This window comes from Streptomyces sp. NPDC088730 (genome assembly GCF_044751215.1).
Lineage (GTDB): Bacteria > Actinomycetota > Actinomycetes > Streptomycetales > Streptomycetaceae > Streptomyces.
In genome coordinates, this window is the sequence record NZ_JBIVLK010000006.1 from 373,392 (window position 1) to 393,712 (window position 20,321).

The window sequence follows — 20,321 nt, forward strand, 5'->3', positions numbered from 1 at the left end:
CCGCGGCGGACCGCACGGGGCCGGGTAGCCGCAGATACCCCGATGTGCCCGATTCCAATCCCGGGGAGTCGCTGTTCGGTCCTCCACCGGGGTTCTACCCATTCAGGAGGAGGACTCTTCGTCCTCCTCCTCATCGGTTTCGGCCAGTACGGGCGAGCCGTGGTGGGACCAGAGCTTCCAGCCGTCGGGAGTGCGCCGGAACACATTGGTGGCGACCACCAGCTGGCCCACCAGCGGCCCCAGCGAGCTGCCCTCCTCCGCGGGGCCGCCGCTGAGGATGTTCTCCGTGCAGGTGACCAGGGCGGTGTCGCCCGTCATGGAGACCCCCACGTCGGTCAGGAAGAACTGGATGTACTCGGTGTTCGCCATGATCAGCGCGTAGCTGCGCAGCACCTCGCCGCGGCCGGTGAGCACCGGCCAGCCCGGGTGGACGCAGGAGACGGTGAGGTCGTCGCCGGGCAGCCAGAGCCCGGTGAGCTCGTCGAGGTCCCCGCGCTCCATCGCCTCGTAGAAGGCGGTGTTGGCCAGCTCGACCGCCTCGATGTCGGCGGCCGCGTCCGCGTGCTCGTCCCGCGACTCGTTCACGCGGCTCCCTCGACGGCGCGGGCGACGCGTACGGCGTCGGCGGTGGCCCGTACCTCGTGGACCCGGACGGCCCAGGCGCCGGAGCGGGCGGCGAGCGCGGAGACCGCGGCGGTGGCCGCGTCGCGTTCGCGGGCGGGCGGCGGGGCGGCGCCCGGCCCGGCCAGTACGTGGCCCAGGAACCGCTTCCTGGAGGCGGCGACGAGCAGCGGACGGCCCAGGGCGTGCAGGGCGTCCAGCCCGGCGATGAGCGAGAGGTCGTGGCCGGCGTCCTTGGCGAAGCCGAGGCCGGGGTCGATCACGATGCGTTCGGGGGCGACACCGCCGGAGACCACGGCGTCCAGCCGGGCCCGCAGCTCCTCGACGACCTCGGCGACGACGTCCCCGTACACCGCCCGGCTGTTCATGGTGTCGCTGAAGCCGCGCCAGTGCATGACGACGAAGGGCGCCCCGGCGGCGGCGGCGACCGGGACCATGTCCGGGTCGGCGAGCCCGCCGCTCACGTCGTTTATGAGGACCGCGCCCGCCTCGACGGCCTGCTCCGCGACCCGGGCCCGCATGGTGTCCACGGAGACCGTGACCCCTTCGGAGACGAGTCCGCGGACCACCGGGACGACCCGGCGCAGCTCCTCGGACTCGTCCACCCGGCTGGCTCCGGGACGGGTCGACTCACCGCCGACGTCGACCAGGTCGGCCCCCTCGCCCACCAGGTCGAGACCGCGCTTGACGGCCGTCGTGGTGTCGAACCAGCGGCCCCCGTCGGAGAAGGAGTCGGGGGTCACATTGACGACCCCCATGACCGCGCAGCGGTCCCACTCCGGCAGGCCCTGGACCGTGCCTCGTCCACGCAACGTACTCATACGACCAGCCTAGGGCCTGTCGTCGGACTGCCGTCGTCGCCCGGAGCGCGGCGGACGGCGGTCCGACGACGGGCCCTGGGCCCGTGACGGGCCCCTCACGCCGGGTGGACGCCCTGCTCCGGTACGGAGGGGCGGGTGTGCTCACAGGGCCGCCGCCCGCCCGACGGCAGTCGGCGGGCCAGCGGGCGGGGCAGCGCGAAGCTGACGAAGCCCTCGGCCTGCATCGCGGCCAGCGAGATCCGGGGCAGGTCGCGGGCGGTGCGGTAGACCACGAACCGGGGCTCCCAGCGGGGCCGGAACTTGGCGTTGAACTTGTACAGCGACTCGATCTGGAACCAGCGCGACAGGAAGATCAGCAGGCCGCGCCAGACGCGCAGCACCGGTCCGGCGCCGAGCTTCTCGCCGCGGGCCAGCGCGGAGCGGAACATCGCGAAGTTCAGCGAGACGCGGGTGATGCCGAGCCGGGGCGCGGCCTGGAGGGAGGCGACGATCAGCAGTTCGTTCATCCCGGGGTCGGCGGCGCGGTCGCGGCGCATGAGGTCCAGGGACATGCCGTCGGTGCCCCAGGGGACGAAGTGGAGCACGGCCTTCAGGTCGCCGTACGGGGATTCGGAGGTCTGTTCGTCGGTCTTGTGGGCGGTGGCGATGAAGCAGTCCCCGTCGGCGGCGTCACCGATCCGGCCCAGCGCCATGGAGAAGCCGCGCTCGTTGTCGGTGCCGCGCCAGTCGGCTGCGGCCCGCCGGATGCGGGCGAGCTCGGTCTCACCGATGTCAGCCACGCGCCGGACGCGGGTCTCGTAGCCGCCGCGCTCGATGCGCTTCACCATCTGGCGTACGTTGCGCATCGCCCGTCCGGCGAGGGAGAAATCCGCGACGTCCACCACCGCCTCGTCCCCGAGTTCGAGGGCGTCGAGTCCGGTCTCGCGGGTCCAGACCTCGCCGCCGGTCTCGCCGCAGCCCATCACGGCCGGCGTCCAGGAGTGGGCCCTGGCCTCGTCCATGAACCGTTCGATGGCGCCCGGCCAGGCCTCCACGTCGCCGATCGGGTCGCCGCTGGCCAGCATCACCCCGGAGACCACGCGGTAGCAGACGGCGGCCTTGCCGCTGGGGGAGAACACCACGGCCTTGTCGCGGCGGAGCGCGAAGTGGCCGAGCGAGTCGCGGCGGCCGTGCCGCTCCAGCAGCGCGCGCAGCCGGACCTCGTCGTCCTCGGTGAGGCGGGCGGCGGGATGTTCGGGGCGGAACGCGAAGTAGATGGTGGTGACGGCGGTCAGCAGGCCGAGCGCGCCGAGCGAGTAGGCCACGGTCCAGGAGGTGACACCGGCGTACTCGACCGGGCCCTCGAAGCCGAACAGGCCGTACAGCACGTGCTGGAGCCGGTCGGCGATGCTGGGGTTCCCGACCAGCCGGCCGGGGTGGACGCTGACGATGACCAGGCCGAGGCCGATCGAACCCGCGCCGAGCAGGACGAAGTTGGCCAGGGCCCGCCAGCGGCTGCGCGGGTCGGGGAGCGCCGCGAACTCACTCCGGTGGCGTACCAGCAGATAGCAGAGCGTCAGGGAGACGACCGCGCCCAGCACCGAGTGCCGGTAGAGGAACTGCGACAGGGCACCGGCCGGGAGCAGTACGACGGCCGCCCGCCAGGCCCGTCGCTTGTGCCGCTTGAGGCCGTGGGCCAGGAGCAGCAGCAGGACGCCGGCGCTCAGCGAGAGCGCGGCGGCGAAGGGGCCGAGGGCGCCGGGCAGGACCTCGGCGAGGGTGTGCATCCGGCTGTGGCGGAAGCGGGGGAAGACCCCGGAGGCGACGTCGATCAGGCCGACTACGGTGCAGGCGGTGCCGACGAGCACCGGTACGGTCTCTGGTCGCGGTCCGCGCACGAACTTGCGTGCGCTATTCGGAACCGATACCGATTTATCCCCATCTAGCGTGACAGACATCGCTTCCCGTGGTTCCGCGTGAGATGTGTGGAGTACGTCGGCCGGAGCCCGGCGGACGCTGTGCGACCTCTAGGACGAGCCTTCCGGGCGGAGGGTTCACCCGTATCCGGGAAATTTCCAGACAGAAAGTTCAATCGTCATGGGCCTTACCGGCAAGGCAGTGCTGATCCTGGCGATCACGCTGGCCGTCGTGCTGTTCGCCGTCACGATCTGGCTCTGGCCGAGGTTCGCCCGGCGGAGCGTCCCCATGGTGTTCGGCAGGGTCGGCCTGCTCCTGGCGACCCAGGTGGCGGTCTTCGCCTCGGTCGGCCTGATGGCCAACAACACGTTCCTCTTCTACGGCTCCTGGGCGGACCTGTTCGGCCAGAAGCAGGATCTGGGTGTGGTCACCGACAACGCCGCCGGGACCCTGGCCGCGAAGAACATCGTCCGGGTGGGTACGCAGCGGCCCGACGTGCCGGGCGGTTCGCTGGCCACCAGGGGAGGCCGGATCGACAAGGTGGTGATCGCGGGGCGGCACTCCGGGATCGAGAGCTCGGCGTACGTGTACCTGCCGCCGGAGTACTTCCAGCCGGCGTACGCCCGGCGGAAGTTCCCCGCGGTGGTGGTGCTCACGGGCTACCCGGGCACTTCGGAGAACCTCCTCAAGGGGCTGCGCTACCCGCGTACGGCACTCGATCAGGTGAAGGCCGGGCGGTCGCAGCCGATGATCCTGGTGATGCTGCGGCCGACCCTGGCACCGCCCCGGGACACCGAGTGCGTGGACATAAAGGACGGACCGCAGACCGAGACGTTCTTCGCGCGGGATCTGCCGCACGCGGTCTCGGCCGCCTACCGGGTGGGTGGCCGCGCCCGCAACTGGGGCATCATCGGCAACTCGACCGGCGGCTACTGCGCACTGAAGATCGGGCTGCACCACCCGGACCGGTTCACGGCGAGCGCGGGACTCTCCGCGTACTACAAGGCGGCGGAGGACCCGACGACCGGCGACCTCTTCCACGGCGACCAGGAGGCCCGGGACCACGCGGACCTGCTGTGGACCCTGGACCACCGGCCGATGCCCGACTCGTCCTTCCTGGTGACGACCTCCCGCCACGGCGAGGAGAACTACGCCGACACGAAGAAGTTCCTGGCCAAGGTGAAATCGCCGGCGCAGGCCTCGTCGATCGTGCTCGGCAGCGGCGGGCACAACTTCAACACCTGGCGCCGGGAGATCCCCGCCGCCCTGGTGTGGCTGAGCAGCCGGCTCAGCGAGAACTGAACCGGCTCCGGCGCCTCACCTGCCCGCGGCCCCGGTCCCGGTTCCGCCCGAAACGCTCGCGACGCTCTCCACCGCCACCTCCGCGCGTGGCACGGCCCGGTCGTCCGCGTCGATCGAGCGGCGCAGCGCCTCGTGCAGGCGGGCCGGGGTGAGCACGCCGAGGAACCGGCCCGCGCTGTCCTCGTCGATGACCGCGATCCAGCCGGCGTCGTGCTGGAGCATGGTGGCGAAGGCCTGCTTGAGCGGGGCGCCGACGGGCAGCCAGGCCTCCATCCGGCGGGCGTGCTCGCGGATCGTGCCCTTGGTGGCGGTGAGCGCGTCGCCGGCCGGGATCCAGCCGTGCAGATGGTCGTCGCCGTCCAGTACGACGGCCCAGCGCGCGCCCTCCGCCCGCAGCCGTTCGGTCGCCGTGGCCAGCGGGTCGTCGAGGTGGACGACCGGCGGCTGGTCGAGGTCGCTCTCCTCGATGGGGGTGACGGAGAGCCGCTTGAGCCCTCGGTCGGCGCCGACGAAGTCCGCGACATATCCGGTGGCGGGGGCGCCGAGCACGGTGGCCGGTGAGTCGAACTGCTCGATCGAGCCCTGTCCGTAGACGGCGATGCGGTCCCCGAGGCGGACCGCCTCCTCGATGTCGTGCGTGACGAACAGCACTGTTTTGCGGACCTGCGCCTGAAGCTTGAGGAATTCGTTCTGCAGCCGTTCCCTGACGACCGGGTCCACCGCGCCGAAAGGCTCATCCATCAGCAGTACCGGCGGGTCGGCCGCCAGCGCCCGTGCCACGCCCACGCGTTGGCGCTGACCTCCGGACAGCTGTTCCGGATATCGGTCGCCATAAACGGAAGGATCGAGTCCGACCAGGTCGAGGAGTTCCGCGGCGCGTTCACGGCCCTTTCCGCGTTTCCAGCCCAGGAGATGGGGCACAGTAGCGGTGTTTTCGAGGACCGTCCGGTGCGGGAACAGCCCGACCTGCTGGATCACGTAGCCGATGCGGCGCCTCAGCTGGACGGGGTCGATGGCCGATATGTCGTCCCCGTCGAGGAATATCCGGCCCTCGGTCGGTTCGATCAGCCGGTTCACCATCTTCATGGTGGTCGTCTTGCCGCACCCCGATGGCCCGACGAGCGTGACGAGTTCACCCTCGGCGACCTCGAAGGAAAGGTCGTCGACGGCGGTGGTGCCGTCCGCATACCGCTTGGTGACGTGCTCGAAACGGATCATGGTTCCCCATTGTGGCGCGTGTTTTGTGAAGGACATGTTGCTGGAATACAACGGCTTCCGTGATTGTCAGTGGTCGAGGATAGGCTCGCCGGACATCAGTACGAGTGGGCGATCGGGAGGTGGGGGACAAGATGGCCGCACAGAACTGCCTGGTGACGAACGACTGGATCTGCGGGGAGTATCTCCGTTCCCGCAGCCAGGAGTTGACCGACGCCACGGTCCAGCACATCTGGATCACCGCGGTCTCGGTGGCGATCGGGGTCGCCGTGGCATTCCCGCTGGCCCTGCTCGCCCGCCGCAGCCGGCGCTTCGCCGGACCGGTGCTCGGGCTGACCACGGTGCTCTACACCGTGCCGTCGCTCGCGATGTTCTCGCTGCTGCTGCCGCTCTTCGGGCTCTCCGCGGCGCTGGTCGTCACCGGGCTGGTGCTGTATTCGCTGACCATTCTCGTGCGGAACATCCTGGCGGGCCTGGAAGCGGTCCCCGAGGAGGCGAAGGAGGCCGCTCGCGGCATGGGTTACGGGCCCGCCCGGCTGCTGTGGGAGGTGGAGCTGCCGCTCGCGATGCCCGCGCTGATGGCCGGAATACGCATTGCCACGGTCTCCACGATCGCGCTGACGACCATCGGTTCGATCGTCGGCCGGGGCGGTCTCGGCAACCTCATCGACGACGCCCTGCCGAGCTTCTTCAAGGCCCAGGTGCTGGCCGCCTCGGTGCTCTGCGTACTGCTCGCGGTCGTCGCGGACCTGCTGCTGCTCTGCGTGCAGCGGCTGCTGACCCCGTGGACGCGCATATCAAGGACCCGCGGAGCCGTGGAAGCGGCCGGTACGGCGAAGGCGGTCTGACCCATGGGAGTTCTCGGCGAGGCCTGGACCTGGCTCACCACCGGCACCAACTGGTCGGGGGAGAGCGGGGTGAGCCACCGGCTCGGTGAGCACCTGTACGTCAGCGGCGTGGCGCTCGCCCTGGCCTGCGCCATAGCGCTGCCCATCGCGCTGTACCTCGGACACATCGGGAAGGGCGGCGCGCTGGCCGTCAACATCTCCAACGTGGGCCGGGCGGTCCCGGTCTTCGCGGTGCTGGCGCTCTTCATGGTCTCGCCGCTCCGCAACAGCGGATACGTGCCCACCGTCATCGCCCTGGTGCTGTTCGCCGTGCCGCCGCTGCTGACCAACGCCTACGTCGGGATGACCGGGGTGGACCGTTCGGTGGCGGAGGCCGCACGCGGGATGGGCATGTCGGGCGGCCAGCTCTTCCTGCGCGTCGAGCTCCCGCTGGCCTACCCGATGATCATGACCGGGCTGCGGTCGGCCGCCGTCCAGGTGGTGGCCACGGCGACGATCGCCGCGATGGTCGGTCAGGGCGGCCTCGGCCGGATCATCACCGCCGGCTTCAACACGTACAACACCCCGCAGGTGGTCGCGGGGGCCCTGCTGGTCGCCGTGCTCGCCCTGCTGGTGGAGTCGGTGCTGGTGGCCCTCGACCGGCTGCTGTCACCGCTGCGCCGCCGCCGGACGGTGTGAGCCCGGCCCGCTTCCGTAACCCCCCGCATATCGCACCCTCGCAGATCGCACACCTCGCATATGGCCTTGTTGCCGTGGACGGAGAACCAACATGAGCAAGACCTCGCGCATAGCCGGCGCGGTCATCGGCATGGTCGCGCTGGCGGGCTCGCTCGCCGCCTGCGGCGGTGACACCCTGGAGAAGGACAAGGGCGCCCCGGCCGGCGGCGACAGCTCCGGGAAGAAGGGCTCGCTCGTGGTCGGCGCCGCCGCCTTCACCGAGTCCAAGGTGCTCGCGGAGCTGTACGCGCAGATCCTGGCCGACGCCGGATACAGCACCTCGGTCACCACGGTGAAGAACCGCGAACTCTACGAACCCTCCCTGGAGAAGGGCGAGATCGACGTCGTACCCGAATACGCGGCGACGATCACCGAATTCCTCAACGCCAAGGTGAACGGGGCGAAGGCGGCCGAGGCGAAGCCGCTCGCCTCCGGCGACACCGAGGCCACCGTCGCCGCCCTGGAGAAGCTCGCGACCCCGCGCGGACTCAAGGTCCTGCCGCCCGGCAAGGCGATCGACCAGAACGCCTTCGCGGTCACCAAGGAATTCGCCGCGAAGAACAAGCTGAAGACGCTTTCGGATCTCGGCGCGTCCAAGGTCAAGGTGAAGATCGCGGCGGGTGACGAGTGCGAGGTGCGGGCGTTCTGCGCACCCGGTCTGAAGAAGACGTACGGCATCGATGTGACCGGCATCGATCCCAAGGGAGTGGGCACCCCGCAGTCCAAGCAGGCGGTCAAGGACGGCAAGGACCAGCTGGTCCTGTCCACCACCACGGACGCGGTGCTGGACAGCTACGGCCTGGTTTTCCTGGAGGACGACAAGAAGCTGCAGAACGCGGACAACGTACTGCCGGTCGTCAATGCCAAGGACGCGGGCGGTGAGGACATCGCCGGTGCGCTCGGCAAGCTCACCGGCACACTCACCACCGAGGACCTGGCGGAACTGAACCGCAAGGTCGACGCGGAGCGCGCCAAGCCCGAGGACGCGGCCAAGGAATACCTCCAGTCCAAAGGTCTGATCAAGAAGTAGGCGAGTTCGGAGAGGGTGTTTCGGGGGCCGTCAGGTAACCGGCGGGGAACAGATTGCCGGGCGGCCCCCCAAGCAGGCCGTACGCACGGTAAATTTCAGGCCATGCCACGTGGACGCCATCGCCATTCGCCACCTCTGCACAGAATCCTTCCGCCTTCGGTCGTGGCCGGAGCCTCGGTTCTCTGTGCCGCGGGGGCCTGGCTGCTCGCCGAGCCCCTCGTCCTGCGCGCCCTGGTCGCCGCCTCCGCGGCCGCCGCCCTCACCGGCGCCTATCTGATGCGCAGCTGGGACCGGGAGGCGGGCCGCCGCGTCGCGGAGCTGACGCGCGCCCGCGCGGGCGACGAGTGGCGGGCCGAGGAACGCATCGCGGAGATCGAGGCCGATCTGGACGAGTCGCGCGAGCTGCGCGCCCGGCTGGAGACGAAGCTGCGCCGCAAGCGCGTCGAGCTCGCCGGGCTCCGTGGCGAGCACGCCGCGCTGCTGCGGCGGTACGCCAACGCCGAGACCGAGCGCGCCAGCGTGCTGGAGAGCCGTCGGCAGCTCGCCCTGGAGGCGGCCGCGCCGCCGCCCCGCGAACTGCCCGCCGCGCGCAGCACCCCGACCCCGGCCGGATATCTGCGCGCCGCCCAGGCGCTGGAGGACCTCTCCCGCAACCGCGCGCTCCAGGAGGCCCGGCGGACCGCGGAGCAGGCCAGGGAGCGCGAGCTCGCGGAGCGTGCCCGGGAGGCGGAGGAGCGGCAGGGGAAGCACGCCGCGGCCGCGCTCACCGGCGCCCCGACGGGCGACGGGCAGCACCGTCGCCCCGCGGCCGCCCTGCCCGCCCCGCCCAGGCCGTCCCAGGAGCCGCAGTCCCAGGCACTGCCGTCCCAGGAGCCGCCGTCCCAGACACTGCCGGAGCGGCGTGCCGTCCCGGTCGTCCCGTACGCCGCGGCCCGCCGCCACCTGGTCCCGCAGGGCAGCTTCGACTTCTTCGGTACGCAGAAGGCGCACGCCGCGATCGAGTCCGTGCAGAACGAGGACCTCGCCGACGTGGTGGGCGAGGAGGCGCTCGCGGCGCACCGCACCGGCGCGGCCGAGAACCGGGCCGTCGGCAAGGTCATCGACCTGACCGCGCACGACGAGACCGAACAGCTGGACGTCGCGGAGCTGCGCAGCGCGATCTCGTAGCACGGAACGGAACAGGCGGAACGGTCGGAACAGGCGTCAGCCGGCTACTTGTCGATGTCCCCGACGACGAAGAACAGCGAACCGAGAATCGCCACCATGTCGGCGACCAGGGTGCCGGGCAGCAGCTCGGTGAGCGCCTGGATGTTGTTGAACGACGCCGAGCGGAGCTTCAGCCGGTACGGGGTCTTCTCGCCCTTGGACACCAGGTAGTAGCCGTTGACGCCGAGCGGGTTCTCGGTCCAGGCGTAGGTGTGGCCCTCCGGCGCCTTGAGCACCTTGGGCAGCCGCTGGTTGATCGGACCGGGTGCCAGATCGGCGATCCGGTCCAGGCAGGCGTCCGCCAGGTCCAGGGCGTTGTGCGTCTGGTCCAGCAGGCATTCGAACCGGGCCAGGCAGTCGCCCTCGGCGCGGGTGACGACCTTCAGGGTGTCCTGGAGCTCCCCGTACGCGAGATACGGCTCGTCCCGCCGCAGATCGAAGTCGACGCCGGAGGCGCGGGCGATCGGCCCGGACACCCCGTACGCGTGCACGGCCCGCGCCGACAGCACGCCGACTCCGCGGGTACGGCCCCGGAAGATCTCGTTGCCGAGCACCAGCTTGTCGTAGACGTCCATCCGGGACCGGACGGAGGCGACCGCGTCCCTGGCCCGGCCGAGCCAGCCCGCCGGGAGGTCCTCCTTGAGGCCGCCGACCCGGTTGAACATGTAGTGCATCCGGCCGCCGGAGACCTCCTCCATCACCGCCTGGAGCTCCTCGCGCTCCCGGAACGCGTAGAACACCGGGGTGATCCCGCCGAGTTCCAGCGGGTAGGAGCCGAGGAACATCAGGTGGTTGAGGACCCGGTTCAGCTCGGCCAGCAGGGTGCGGGTCCAGACCGCGCGCTCCGGGACCTCCATGCCGAGCATCCGCTCGACGGCCATCACGACGCCCAGCTCGTTGGAGAACGCCGACAGCCAGTCGTGGCGGTTGGCGAGCATCACGATCTGCCGGTAGTCACGGGCCTCGAAGAGCTTCTCCGCGCCCCGGTGCATGTAGCCGATGACAGGTTCGGCGTGCTGGACGCGTTCCCCGTCCAGGACGATCCGCAGTCGGAGCACACCGTGCGTGGAGGGGTGCTGCGGGCCGATGTTGAGCACCATGTCGGTGCTTTCCGCCGCGCCGCCGATGCCGACTGTCGTCTCCGTCATGCCGACAGTATCGCCTGCGGCCCGGCTTCCCGGGGCTCCGCCCCGGACCCCGCTCCTCGATCGCCGGAGGGGCTGGACGGGGCGCTGACCCGTTGCGTCAGCCAGCCGAAGTCGCCCAGCCCGCCCCGTGCCGTCAGCTCCGCCGCCTCGCCCGCGGCGGCCAGCGCCCGTACGTAGCCGGCCGGGTCGCTCGACGCGAGCGTCAGCGGCGGGCGTTCACCGCTGACGCCCAGCTCCCGCAGCGCCTCGCGCTGGGTGCGCAGCTCCGCACCCCGGCCGCCCGCCGCCGCACACGCGTCCAGCGCCACGTGCGAGGTGAGGTCGCAGCTGCCGTCCGGCACCGGACGCACCTCGCGCCCCGCCCGGAAGCCGGTCAGCGTGCCGAGGGGCGGCCGGGCCTCCCGCACATGGCTGTAGTCCACCGCCACCGCGAGCCCGGCGCTCATGGTGGCCACCGCACGCGCCCACGCCTCGTCGCGCGGGCGGCCGATCTCCGCCCGGCTGCCGGGTCCGGCCGGCGGCCACCAGCGCTCCAGCCACCGGGCGTCTGCCCCGCTCACCGGATCGCCCAGCCGCTCCGTACCGTCCGAGGGGCGGACCAGGACGTAGCGGCGGACGCCGTCCTGATCCGTCTCGGCCACCGGCGTCACCACGTTGTCCAGCCACTCGTTGGCGAAGAGCAGCCCGCGCACGCCCCGCGGGGGCTCGGCGCGCCACTCCACCCGGGGGTCCAGACCGTCGGGGCGCGCGGCCAGCTCCACGGCGTACGCCCGTACCGCGAGTCCCTCACCGCCCTGCGCCGGGAGCGCGGCGAGCACCCCCGTCAACAGCTCTCCGCGCCCCGCCCCCAGATCCACCAGGTCCACCGAACCGGTCCCGAGCTCGTCCGCCGTCCTGACCAGCAGCCGCGCGACGGCCGAGGCGAACAGTCCGGAAGCGTGCACCGAGGTACGGAAATGACCCGCCGGCCCTTCGGGGCTCCGGTAGAACCCCCCGTCCCCGTACAAAGCGGTCTCTGCCGCCTCCTGCCACCCGCGCCAGTCATCCGTCACATATCCAAGTCTCCACCTTGGGGAGTACGGTCTCCGGACCCGGATCGGCCCTTTGGCTGACCCACCCACCTGTCGGCTGTCCCTACGCTGGGTTACGTGCAGCGCCTCTACGATTTCATCCGCAGACACCCGACGGGCGTCGACAGCTTCTGGGCTGTCTTCCTCCTCGGGCTCTCCGGCATGACCATTGTGGCGGGCGGTGCCGGGCGCGGAGGCGGTGAACGCTTCGCCGTGGTGCCGGTCGTCGTCGGTCTCAGCGTCGTCGTCGCACTGCGCCGCCGCGCGCCGGAGAAGATGCTGCTGCTCGCGATCGCGATGGGCCTCGCCCAGCTGGTCTTCGGGGTCAGACCGACCACGGCGAACTTCGCCATGCTGGTGATCACGTTCACCGTGGCCACGGTCGGCGAGCGCTGGGCCTCCCGGCTCGCGCTGACGTGCAGTCTCTGCGCGGCGGGCATCTCCCAGCTCCGCTGGCCGAACCAGGACCCGGGCGGCTGGGCGCAGAAGCTGTTCATCGTCATCGTGATGACGGTGCCTTTCGTGCTGGCCTGGGTGCTGGGCGACTCGATGCGGACCCGGCGGGCCTACTTCGACCAGCTGGAGGAGCGCGCCGCCCGGCTGGAGCGGGAGCGGGAGGCGCAGTCGAAGGTCGCGGTGGCCGCCGAGCGGGCCCGTATCGCCCGCGAACTCCACGATGTCGTCGCGCACAACGTCTCGGTGATGGTGGTGCAGGCCGACGGTGCCGCCTATGTCATGGAAGCGGCCCCCGACCAGGCCCGGCAGGCGCTGGAGACCATCTCCAGCACCGGCAGGCAGGCCCTCGCGGAGATGCGGCGGCTGCTCGGCGTGCTGCGGACCGGGGACGTGCGGGAGAGCGGGGAGTACGTCCCGCAGCCCGACGTCCGGCAGATCGAGGATCTGGTCGACAAGGTCGTCCAGTCCGGCCTGGCCGTCGACTTCAAGATCGAGGGCACCCCGCGCCCGCTGCCCAGCGGCGTCGAGCTGACCGCGTACCGGATCGTGCAGGAGGCGCTGACCAACACCCGCAAGCACGGCGGCCCGAACGCCGGGGCCAGCGTGCGGCTGGTCTACTTCGACGACGGGCTCGGCCTGCTGGTGGAGGACGACGGCCGGGGAGCCGCGCACGAGCTGTACGAGGACGGCGGCGCCGACGGCGCGGGCCACGGGATGATCGGCATGCGCGAGCGGGTCGGCATGGTCGGCGGCACGCTGGACGCCGGACCGCGCCCCGGCGGCGGATTCCGGATCAGCGCGCTGCTGCCGCTCAAGCCGGCCAGCTGAGCCGCCCCACGGAACCCGCGCGGCCGGCTGACCCGCTCCACGGAACCCACGGACGAAACCCACCGACGACCGACGGCCCACGACCGACCGCAGGACGAAACAGGAGACAGTGACCCCCATGGCGATCCGCGTGATGCTCGTCGACGACCAGATGCTGCTGCGCACCGGCTTCCGGATGGTGCTGGCCGCGCAGCCGGACATGGAGGTCGTCGCGGAGGCCGGCGACGGCGCGGAGGCGATCGAGAACCTGCGGACCACCTCGGTCGACGTCGTACTGATGGACGTGCGGATGCCGAGGCTGGACGGAGTCGAGGCCACCCGCCGGATCTGCGCGGAGCCGGGCGCGCCCAAGGTGCTCATCCTGACGACGTTCGATCTCGACGAGTACGCGTTCTCCGGGCTGAAGGCCGGGGCCAGCGGCTTCATGCTCAAGGACGTGCCGCCGGGCGAACTGCTCGCCGCGATCCGTTCCGTGCACAGCGGCGACGCGGTCGTCGCCCCGTCCACCACCCGCAGGCTGCTCGACCGCTTCTCACCGATGCTGCCGAGCGGTACGGCGGAGCCGCGCCACAAGGACATCGCCAAGCTCACCGAACGGGAGCGCGAGGTGATGCTGCTGGTGGCGCAGGGCCTGTCGAACGGCGAGATCGCCGCGCGGCTGGTGCTCTCGGAGGCCACCGTGAAGACGCACGTCGGCCGCATCCTGACCAAGCTCGGCCTGCGCGACCGGGTGCAGGTCGTCGTCCTCGCCTACGAGACCGGACTGGTGCGCGCCGGCGGCGGCCACTGACCCCTGCCGCGTGGCGCCGCGTCGCGCTCAGCGCAGGATGCCCTCCAGGAAGTCGCTGCCGAGCCGCGCCACCACCGTCAGGTCCAGCTGGTGCAGGACGTACCGGCCGCGCCGCCGGGTCGTGATCAGACCGGCCTTCTTCAGCACCGCGAGATGGCGGGAGACCTCGGGGGACGTGATGCCGTTCGTGTCCGCGAGTTCCCCGGTCGTGTACGGGGAGCGGGCGATGTTGCGGCACAGCCGCATCCGCATCGGGTGGGCCAGCGCCTCCATCCTCCGCTGGAGCAGCTCGACGGAGGCGGGCGAGGGCAGCTCGGGCCGGTGCACCGGGTAGTGGATCACCGGTCGCCAGCCCGGCGCGTGCAGCACCGTCAGGTGCGGCCGGCCGAGGCTGGTCGGGATGAGGGTGAGACCGGGGCCGACCGCCGGGTCGGTGGCGTCGGTCGCGCCCTCGGTCAGCTTGTCGATGCTGATCCGGTCCCCGGTCGCGTTCAGTGACATCGCGGCGGACACCGCTCCCAGCGCCTCACCGATTCCCTTGCGGCGCAGCAGATCCGTCTTGTGCCGGGCGTCGGCCACCAGCTGGACCCGGGTCCGCCGCCAGGTGTCCGCGAAGAACGCCTGGTCGCAGTCCTCGAAGAGGCGCCGCACCCAGCGGCGTACCGAGGCGGGGTCGGCCAGCAGCCGCCGGGCGAACTCCACCTGCCGGGGGCCCCGCGTCGCCGCCATGTCCAGGGCGCGGGCGCGCATCCCGGCATCGACGAGAGGCGAGGGGGCGCCGGCCCCGTACTGGGCGGCGCAGGTGAATTCCAGGGCGGCGGCGACGAAGCGCTCGTCGTCCAGCCGGTCCAGGATGTCCAGGTCGTCCGCGAGGGCGGCGCCCGTCCGGCCGTCGCCGCCGCGGACCCCGGCGAACGGCATGAAGACGTCGGAGAAGGTGTTCCGCCACAGGAAGTCCGCCTCGTGCAGCCGGTCCGCGAGGTCCGGCTCCAGGGCTGTCGTGGTGGCCGTCGCCCAGCCGTGCAGCCCGGGGTGGTGTCCCGGCTCGGAGAGCGCGTGCAGGGCGAGCCCCAGCTCCGCGAGGGGGGAGGTCTCGAAGACGATGCGTCCGGGGTCCAGCCCCGTGATGTCGATGGTCACGCTCACCCCTCCATGGTGCGGGGTGAGCGGGCCGGTCCGGGCCCCGATTGACGGCCGGCGTCAATCGGGGCCCGGCGCGTTCTACGGGTTCCGGGCGAGCCGCTCCTGCTCCGCCACCCGCTCCAGGAACCCGCCCAGGGCCGTCCTCACGTCCGCGGCCGTCCAGTCGAGCCCCGCCGCGGTCACCGTGACCTCGGTGCGGGAGATCCCGGGCGGCCCGGCGCCGGCCGGCACCCACATGCGGAAGAGCGCCGTGCCCGTCTCCTCCGCCAGCCGCACCGACGCCTGGGTCAGGACCTCGGGCGCGTACGGCAGCCACACCTGGAACTCGTGGGTGTGCGGCGGTTCCGGATGCACCCGGAACCAGCCGGCGCCGGCCTCCGCGAACCCCTCGGCCAGCGCCCCGGCCACCATCCGCGCCTGCGCCACGTACGACGGCAGCTTCGGCAGCTCCCGCGCCAGGCCGCTCAGCGCGGACAGCGCCGCCGGGAACTGCTGGAAGAGCTGGCCGCCGTACCGGTGCCGCCAGGCGCGGGCCTCCTCGATCAGCGAGGCGGAACCGGCGAGCGCGGCCCCCGATATCCCCCCGAGGGTCTTGTAGAACGACACGTAGACGCTGTCCGCGAGCGCCGCGATCTCCGGCAGTTCCCGCCCGAAGTGGGTCGCGCACTCCCACAGCCGCGCCCCGTCGAAGTGGACCACCGCATCGCGCTCGCGGGCGGCCGCCACCACCGCCTCCAGCTCCTCCCAGGAGGGCAGGACATAGCCCGCGTCGCGCAGCGGGAGCTCCAGCATCAGGGTGCCGAACGGCTCCTCGAAGTCGCGGATCTCGTCCGCCGTGGGCAGCCGGGGCTCCGACGTCGGATGGACGGTGCGCAGCCCGCTCACCACGGAGAGCGCGCCGCGCTCGTGCATCTCGGGGTGGGCGAGCGGGTGGAGCGCCACGGTCGGACTGCCGGTGCGGCCCGCCCAGGAACGCAGTGCGGCCTGCTGCGCCATCGTCCCGGTCGGGAAGAACGCGACCGCCTCCTTGCCGAGCACCTCGGCGATCCGCTGCTCCAGCTCCGCGACCACGCCGCCACCGTAGATGTCCACGGGCTGCCCGAGGTCGGTGAGTGTGCCGGCGTCCGCCGCCAGCGCGGCCAGCTGCTCGCCGACCGAGCGGTCCATCGGAGCCCGCCACAGGGTCCGCCCGGCCCGCTGCCAGGCGGCGATCCGGCGGCTGCGCGGGTAGTCGCCCGCGCCCCGGGCTCCGTCCGCGTCCGGCGTCCCGTCCGCCGCCTCGCCGCGCGCCTGCTGGTTCGTATCTGCCATGGGACGATCATCACGCAGAACCCGGCCCCTCTCCACGGGATATTCGATCCCGGGTTCGAGTCCCGGTCCGCGCGGGCACGAGTGGGGTACGGGGTTTCCCACAGCCTGTGGACAGCCGGGAGCCGGACGAAACGCTGGCGTAGCATGCAGAGAAATCGTCCGGTACCCCCCGCGGACTGGAACGGAAGGCCTCTGCCGCGTGAACGCAACAGCCCCCAAGGAGCCCCTCGACGCGAGGGACCGCCCCGCCCGTCTCACCGTCGGCGTCGTCGGCGCCGGCCGGGTCGGCCCCGCGCTGGCCGCCGCCCTGCGGCTCGCGGGACACCGCCCGGTCGCCGTCTCCGGCGTCTCCGACGCCTCGGTGGCCCGCGCCGCCGCCCTGCTCCCCGACGTCCCCCTGGTGACGCCCGCCGAAGTCCTGGCGCGCGCCGAGCTCGTCCTGCTGACCGTCCCCGACGACGCCCTGCCCGGCCTCGTCGAGGGACTGGCCGAGACCGGCGCGGTCCGGCCGGGGCAGCTGATCGTGCACACCTCGGGGCGGTACGGCACGAAGGTGCTGGACCCAGCACTGCGGGCGGGCGCCCTGCCGCTCGCCCTGCACCCGGCGATGACGTTCACCGGCACCTCCGTGGACGTCCAGCGGCTGGCCGGCTGCTCCTTCGGCGTCACCGCCCCCGAACAGCTGAGGCTCGCCGCCGAGGCGCTGGTCATCGAGATGGGCGGCGAACCCGAGTGGATCGCGGAGGAGTCCCGCCCGCTCTACCACGCCGCCCTCGCCCTCGGCGCGAACCACCTGGTGACGCTCGTCGCCCAGTCGATGGAGCTGCTGCGCACCGCCGGGGTCGCCGCCCCCGACCGGATGCTCGGCCCGCTGCTCGGCGCCGCGCTGGACAACGCCCTGCGCTCCGGTGACGCCGCCCTGACCGGGCCGGTCGCCCGGGGCGACGCCGGTACGGTCGCCGCGCACATCGGTGAACTGCGCGCCCACGCCCCGCAGGCGGTGGCCGGATACGTCGCGATGGCCCGCGCCACCGCCGACCGCGCCCTCGCCCACGGCATGCTCAAGCCGGAGCTGGCCGAGGACCTGCTCGGCGTCCTGGCCGAGGACGGCCGCACCGACGGCGGCCGCACCAGCGGCACCGGACCGGAGGAGCCCCGATGACCCAGCCCGCCGCCACCCTGCTCCGCACCGCCGCGGAACTGACGGCGTACGCCCCCGGAGGGCCGGGCGCCCCCCGGCCCGAGCGCGCCGTCGTGATGACGATGGGCGCACTCCACGAGGGCCACGCCTCCCTGATCCGGCACGCACGCGCGGTCGTCGGCCCGGCCGGCCAGGTCGTCGTCACCGTCTTCGTCAACCCGCTCCAGTTCGGGGAGGCGGCCGACCTCGACCGCTACCCCCGCACTCTGGACGCCGATCTCGCGCTCGCGGGCGCGGCCGGCGGCGATGTCGTCTTCGCGCCGTCCGGCGACGAGGTCTACCCGGGCGGCGAGCCGCAGGTCCGGATCTCGGCCGGCCCGATGGGCGAGCGCCTGGAGGGGGCCTCGCGCCCCGGGCACTTCGACGGGATGCTCACCGTCGTCGCCAAGCTGCTCCACCTCACCCGCCCGGACCTCGCGTTCTACGGGCAGAAGGACGCCCAGCAGCTGGCGCTGATCCGCCGCATGGTGCGTGATCTGAACTTCCCCGTGGAGATCGTGGGGGTCGAGACGGCCCGGGAGCCCGACGGCCTCGCGCTCTCCAGCCGCAACCGTTTCCTGGACGCATCCGAGCGGCACACCGCCCTCGCCCTGTCCCGGGCCCTGTTCGCCGCCCGCGACCGGCTCGCCGCCCAGCAGGCGCTGCACGCCCGCGCGCTGGCCGGCGGGGCGAACGAGGACCGGGCCGCCGGACTCAACAGGCTCGGCGAGGCCCGGCTGGCCGCCGACGCGCAGGCGGTCGCCCGAGCCGTTCCGGACGGCGGACCCGCCGCGGTGCGCGCCGCCGCCCGCGCCGTCCTGGAGGACGCGGCGACCGCGCGGCCCCCGCTCGCGCTGGACTACGTGGCGCTCGTGGACCCGGCGGACTTCACCGAGATCCCCGACGGCCACACATCGGGCGACGCGGTACTCGCCGTCGCCGCCCGGGTGGGCGCCACCCGGCTCATCGACAACATCCCGCTGACCTTCGGAGCCACCCCGTGACCGGAATACAGCTGACCGCACCCGCCCCCGGCTGGTCCATCGACGCCGATGTGGTGGTCGTCGGCTCCGGCGTCGCCGGGCTCACCACGGCCCTGCGCTGCGCCGCCGCGGGCCTCGCCACCGTCGTCGTCACCAAGGCGCGCCTCGACGACGGCTCCACCCGGTGGGCCCAGGGCGGCGTCGCGGCCGCCCTGGGGGAGGGCGACACTCCGGAACAGCACCTGGACGACACCCTGGTCGCGGGCGCCGGCCTGTGCGACGCGGCGGCGGTCCGCGCCCTGGTCACCGAGGGCCCCGACGCCGTACGCCGGCTGATCGGCACCGGCGCCCACTTCGACACCGCGGACGACGGCACCATCGCGCTGGGCCGCGAGGGCGGCCACCACCGCCGCCGCATCGCCCACGCGGGCGGCGACGCGACGGGCGCCGAGATCTCCCGCGCCCTGGTCGAAGCGGTCCGCGAAGCCGCACTGCACACCGTGGAGAACGCGCTCGTGCTCGACCTCCTCACCGACGCCGAGGGCCGTACGGCGGGCGTCACCCTGCACGTCATGGGCGAGGGCCAGCACGACGGGGTCGGCGCGGTCAACGCCCCCGCGGTCGTCCTCGCCACCGGCGGCATGGGCCAGGTCTTCTCCGCGACCACCAACCCGCCGGTCGCCACCGGCGACGGCGTGGCGCTCGCGCTGCGGGCCGGCGCGGAGGTCTCCGACCTCGAATTCGTCCAGTTCCACCCCACCGTGCTCTTCCTCGGCTCCGGCGCGGAGGGCCAGCAGCCCCTGGTCTCCGAGGCGGTACGGGGCGAGGGCGCGCATCTCGTCGACGCGCACGGCACGCGCTTCATGCTCGGGCAGCACGAGATGGCGGAGCTGGCCCCGCGCGACATCGTCGCCAAGGCCATCACCCGCCAGATGCAGCTGCACGGCACCGAGCACATGTACCTCGACGCCCGGCACTTCGGCGCCGAGATGTGGGAGCAGCACTTCCCGACCATCCTGGCGGCCTGCCGGGCCCACGGCATCGACCCGGTCACCGAGCCGATCCCGGTCGCCCCGGCCGCGCACCACGCCTCCGGCGGCGTCCGCACCGACCTGCGGGGACGTACGACCGTGCCCGGCCTGTACGCCTGCGGCGAGGTCGCCTGCACCGGGGTGCACGGCGCGAACCGGCTGGCGTCGAACTCGCTGCTGGAAGGCCTCGTCTTCGCCGAGCGCATCGCGGCCGACATCGTCGCGGACCGCCCCAGCGCGGGCGCGGCGCCCGTCGGCGCCCGTCCCGCGCCCTCTCCGCTGCTGCCCCCGGAGGCCCGGAGCACGATCCAGCGCATCATGACCCGCGGCGCCGGGGTGGTGCGTTCCGCCGACAGCCTGGCCAGGGCCGCGGAGGAGCTGGAGGACCTGCACCGCAGCGCGTTCCTGAGGGCCGGGGCCGCAGAGCCCAAGGACGCCGAGCCCGGCGTCGAGGCCTGGGAGGTCACCAACCTGCTCCTGGTCTCCCGGGTGCTGGTCGCCGCCGCCCGGCAGCGCGAGGAGACCCGCGGCTGCCACTGGCGCGAGGACCGGCCCGAGCGTGACGACGAGAACTGGCGCCGCCACCTCGTCGTCCGGCTCACCCCCGACCGGCAGCTGACCCTCCGCACCACGGATACCGAGGCGTTCGGCCCCGTACGCCCGGCCGGGGCAGCAGACTGCGCAGCAGCAAGCACCACCCACCCCACTCCCGAGGAGCCGTAACC

The 20,321-nt window shown here is 72.6% G+C and carries 18 protein-coding genes; 10 read left to right on the forward strand and 8 right to left on the reverse strand.

Annotated elements, in window-relative coordinates:
• Positions 1-102: 102 nt before the first annotated feature.
• From ACIP89_RS21215 to ACIP89_RS21225, 3 genes are all read right to left on the reverse strand, one after another.
• Positions 103-585: a nuclear transport factor 2 family protein gene (locus ACIP89_RS21215; RefSeq protein ID WP_401923961.1), complete on the reverse strand. Its 483-nt coding sequence runs from the start codon at positions 583-585 to the stop codon at positions 103-105.
• Positions 582-1,379 carry a dihydropteroate synthase gene (gene folP, locus ACIP89_RS21220; protein WP_401925146.1) on the reverse strand — a complete coding sequence of 266 codons (798 nt, stop codon included), beginning with the start codon at positions 1,377-1,379 and terminating at the stop codon, positions 582-584. Before folP ends, ACIP89_RS21215 begins: the two co-directional genes overlap by 4 nt.
• A 158-nt stretch (positions 1,380-1,537) precedes the next feature.
• Positions 1,538-3,379 carry a phosphatidylglycerol lysyltransferase domain-containing protein gene (locus tag ACIP89_RS21225; RefSeq protein ID WP_401923958.1) on the reverse strand — a complete coding sequence of 614 codons (1,842 nt, stop codon included), beginning with the start codon at positions 3,377-3,379 and terminating at the stop codon, positions 1,538-1,540.
• Positions 3,380-3,518: 139 nt separating this feature from the next.
• Between ACIP89_RS21225 and ACIP89_RS21230 the strand changes: the two genes are divergently transcribed.
• Positions 3,519-4,640: an alpha/beta hydrolase gene (locus tag ACIP89_RS21230; RefSeq protein ID WP_402116127.1), complete on the forward strand. Its 1,122-nt coding sequence runs from the start codon at positions 3,519-3,521 to the stop codon at positions 4,638-4,640.
• A gap of 15 nt (positions 4,641-4,655) precedes the next feature.
• Here ACIP89_RS21230 and ACIP89_RS21235 read toward each other — a convergent pair whose 3' ends face one another.
• Positions 4,656-5,858 carry a betaine/proline/choline family ABC transporter ATP-binding protein gene (locus tag ACIP89_RS21235; protein WP_401923952.1) on the reverse strand — a complete coding sequence of 401 codons (1,203 nt, stop codon included), beginning with the start codon at positions 5,856-5,858 and terminating at the stop codon, positions 4,656-4,658.
• Positions 5,859-5,989: 131 nt separating this feature from the next.
• Here ACIP89_RS21235 and ACIP89_RS21240 point away from each other — a divergent pair, with 131 nt between their 5' ends.
• The 4 genes from ACIP89_RS21240 (at position 5,990) to ACIP89_RS21255 (ending at position 9,617) form a co-directional block, all read left to right on the forward strand.
• On the forward strand, positions 5,990-6,703 hold the full coding sequence (locus tag ACIP89_RS21240) for an ABC transporter permease (RefSeq protein ID WP_401923950.1): 714 nt from the start codon (positions 5,990-5,992) through the stop codon (positions 6,701-6,703).
• 3 nt (positions 6,704-6,706) lie between these two features.
• A complete protein-coding gene (locus ACIP89_RS21245) occupies positions 6,707-7,381 on the forward strand; it encodes an ABC transporter permease (protein WP_401923948.1) in 675 nt (224 codons plus the stop codon).
• A 91-nt stretch (positions 7,382-7,472) separates the two neighbouring features.
• Positions 7,473-8,450, forward strand: coding sequence for an ABC transporter substrate-binding protein (locus tag ACIP89_RS21250; RefSeq protein WP_401923945.1), 978 nt, complete (start codon positions 7,473-7,475; stop codon positions 8,448-8,450).
• Positions 8,451-8,552: 102 nt separating this feature from the next.
• Positions 8,553-9,617, forward strand: a complete 1,065-nt coding sequence (locus ACIP89_RS21255) for a hypothetical protein (protein ID WP_401933177.1) — start codon at positions 8,553-8,555, stop codon at positions 9,615-9,617.
• A 44-nt stretch (positions 9,618-9,661) separates the two neighbouring features.
• On the opposite strand, the gene ACIP89_RS21260 is transcribed toward ACIP89_RS21255, so the two are convergent.
• Together ACIP89_RS21260 and ACIP89_RS21265 are read right to left on the reverse strand one after the other, a co-directional pair.
• Positions 9,662-10,804, reverse strand: a complete 1,143-nt coding sequence (locus tag ACIP89_RS21260) for an NADH-quinone oxidoreductase subunit D (protein WP_401923940.1) — start codon at positions 10,802-10,804, stop codon at positions 9,662-9,664.
• Positions 10,801-11,856: an SAM-dependent methyltransferase gene (locus ACIP89_RS21265; protein ID WP_401923938.1), complete on the reverse strand. Its 1,056-nt coding sequence runs from the start codon at positions 11,854-11,856 to the stop codon at positions 10,801-10,803. The genes ACIP89_RS21260 and ACIP89_RS21265 overlap by 4 nt, the downstream gene beginning before the upstream one ends.
• Positions 11,857-11,952: 96 nt before the next feature.
• Here ACIP89_RS21265 and ACIP89_RS21270 point away from each other — a divergent pair, with 96 nt between their 5' ends.
• On the forward strand, positions 11,953-13,158 hold the full coding sequence (locus ACIP89_RS21270; protein WP_402116129.1) for a sensor histidine kinase: 1,206 nt from the start codon (positions 11,953-11,955) through the stop codon (positions 13,156-13,158).
• A 118-nt stretch (positions 13,159-13,276) separates the two neighbouring features.
• Complete coding sequence (locus ACIP89_RS21275; protein ID WP_401923933.1) at positions 13,277-13,948, forward strand: response regulator; 672 nt, start codon at positions 13,277-13,279, stop codon at positions 13,946-13,948.
• Between the two features lie 27 nt (positions 13,949-13,975).
• On the opposite strand, the gene ACIP89_RS21280 is transcribed toward ACIP89_RS21275, so the two are convergent.
• Both ACIP89_RS21280 and ACIP89_RS21285 read right to left on the reverse strand, forming a co-directional pair.
• Positions 13,976-15,088 carry a DUF5937 family protein gene (locus ACIP89_RS21280; RefSeq protein ID WP_401923930.1) on the reverse strand — a complete coding sequence of 371 codons (1,113 nt, stop codon included), beginning with the start codon at positions 15,086-15,088 and terminating at the stop codon, positions 13,976-13,978.
• An 81-nt stretch (positions 15,089-15,169) separates the two neighbouring features.
• Complete coding sequence (locus tag ACIP89_RS21285) at positions 15,170-16,402, reverse strand: threonine aldolase family protein (RefSeq protein ID WP_402116130.1); 1,233 nt, start codon at positions 16,400-16,402, stop codon at positions 15,170-15,172.
• 199 nt (positions 16,403-16,601) lie between these two features.
• Here ACIP89_RS21285 and ACIP89_RS21290 point away from each other — a divergent pair, with 199 nt between their 5' ends.
• From ACIP89_RS21290 to ACIP89_RS21300, 3 genes are read left to right on the forward strand one after another with little or no spacing between them, the layout of a single operon-like run.
• On the forward strand, positions 16,602-17,564 hold the full coding sequence (locus tag ACIP89_RS21290; protein WP_401923925.1) for a Rossmann-like and DUF2520 domain-containing protein: 963 nt from the start codon (positions 16,602-16,604) through the stop codon (positions 17,562-17,564).
• On the forward strand, positions 17,561-18,586 hold the full coding sequence (gene panC, locus ACIP89_RS21295) for a pantoate--beta-alanine ligase (protein ID WP_402116131.1): 1,026 nt from the start codon (positions 17,561-17,563) through the stop codon (positions 18,584-18,586). The genes ACIP89_RS21290 and panC overlap by 4 nt, the downstream gene beginning before the upstream one ends.
• The gene (locus ACIP89_RS21300) at positions 18,583-20,319 is read left to right on the forward strand and encodes an L-aspartate oxidase (RefSeq protein WP_401923921.1); all 1,737 of its coding nucleotides are present in this window, start codon (positions 18,583-18,585) and stop codon (positions 20,317-20,319) included. Before panC ends, ACIP89_RS21300 begins: the two co-directional genes overlap by 4 nt.
• Positions 20,320-20,321 lie beyond the last annotated feature (2 nt).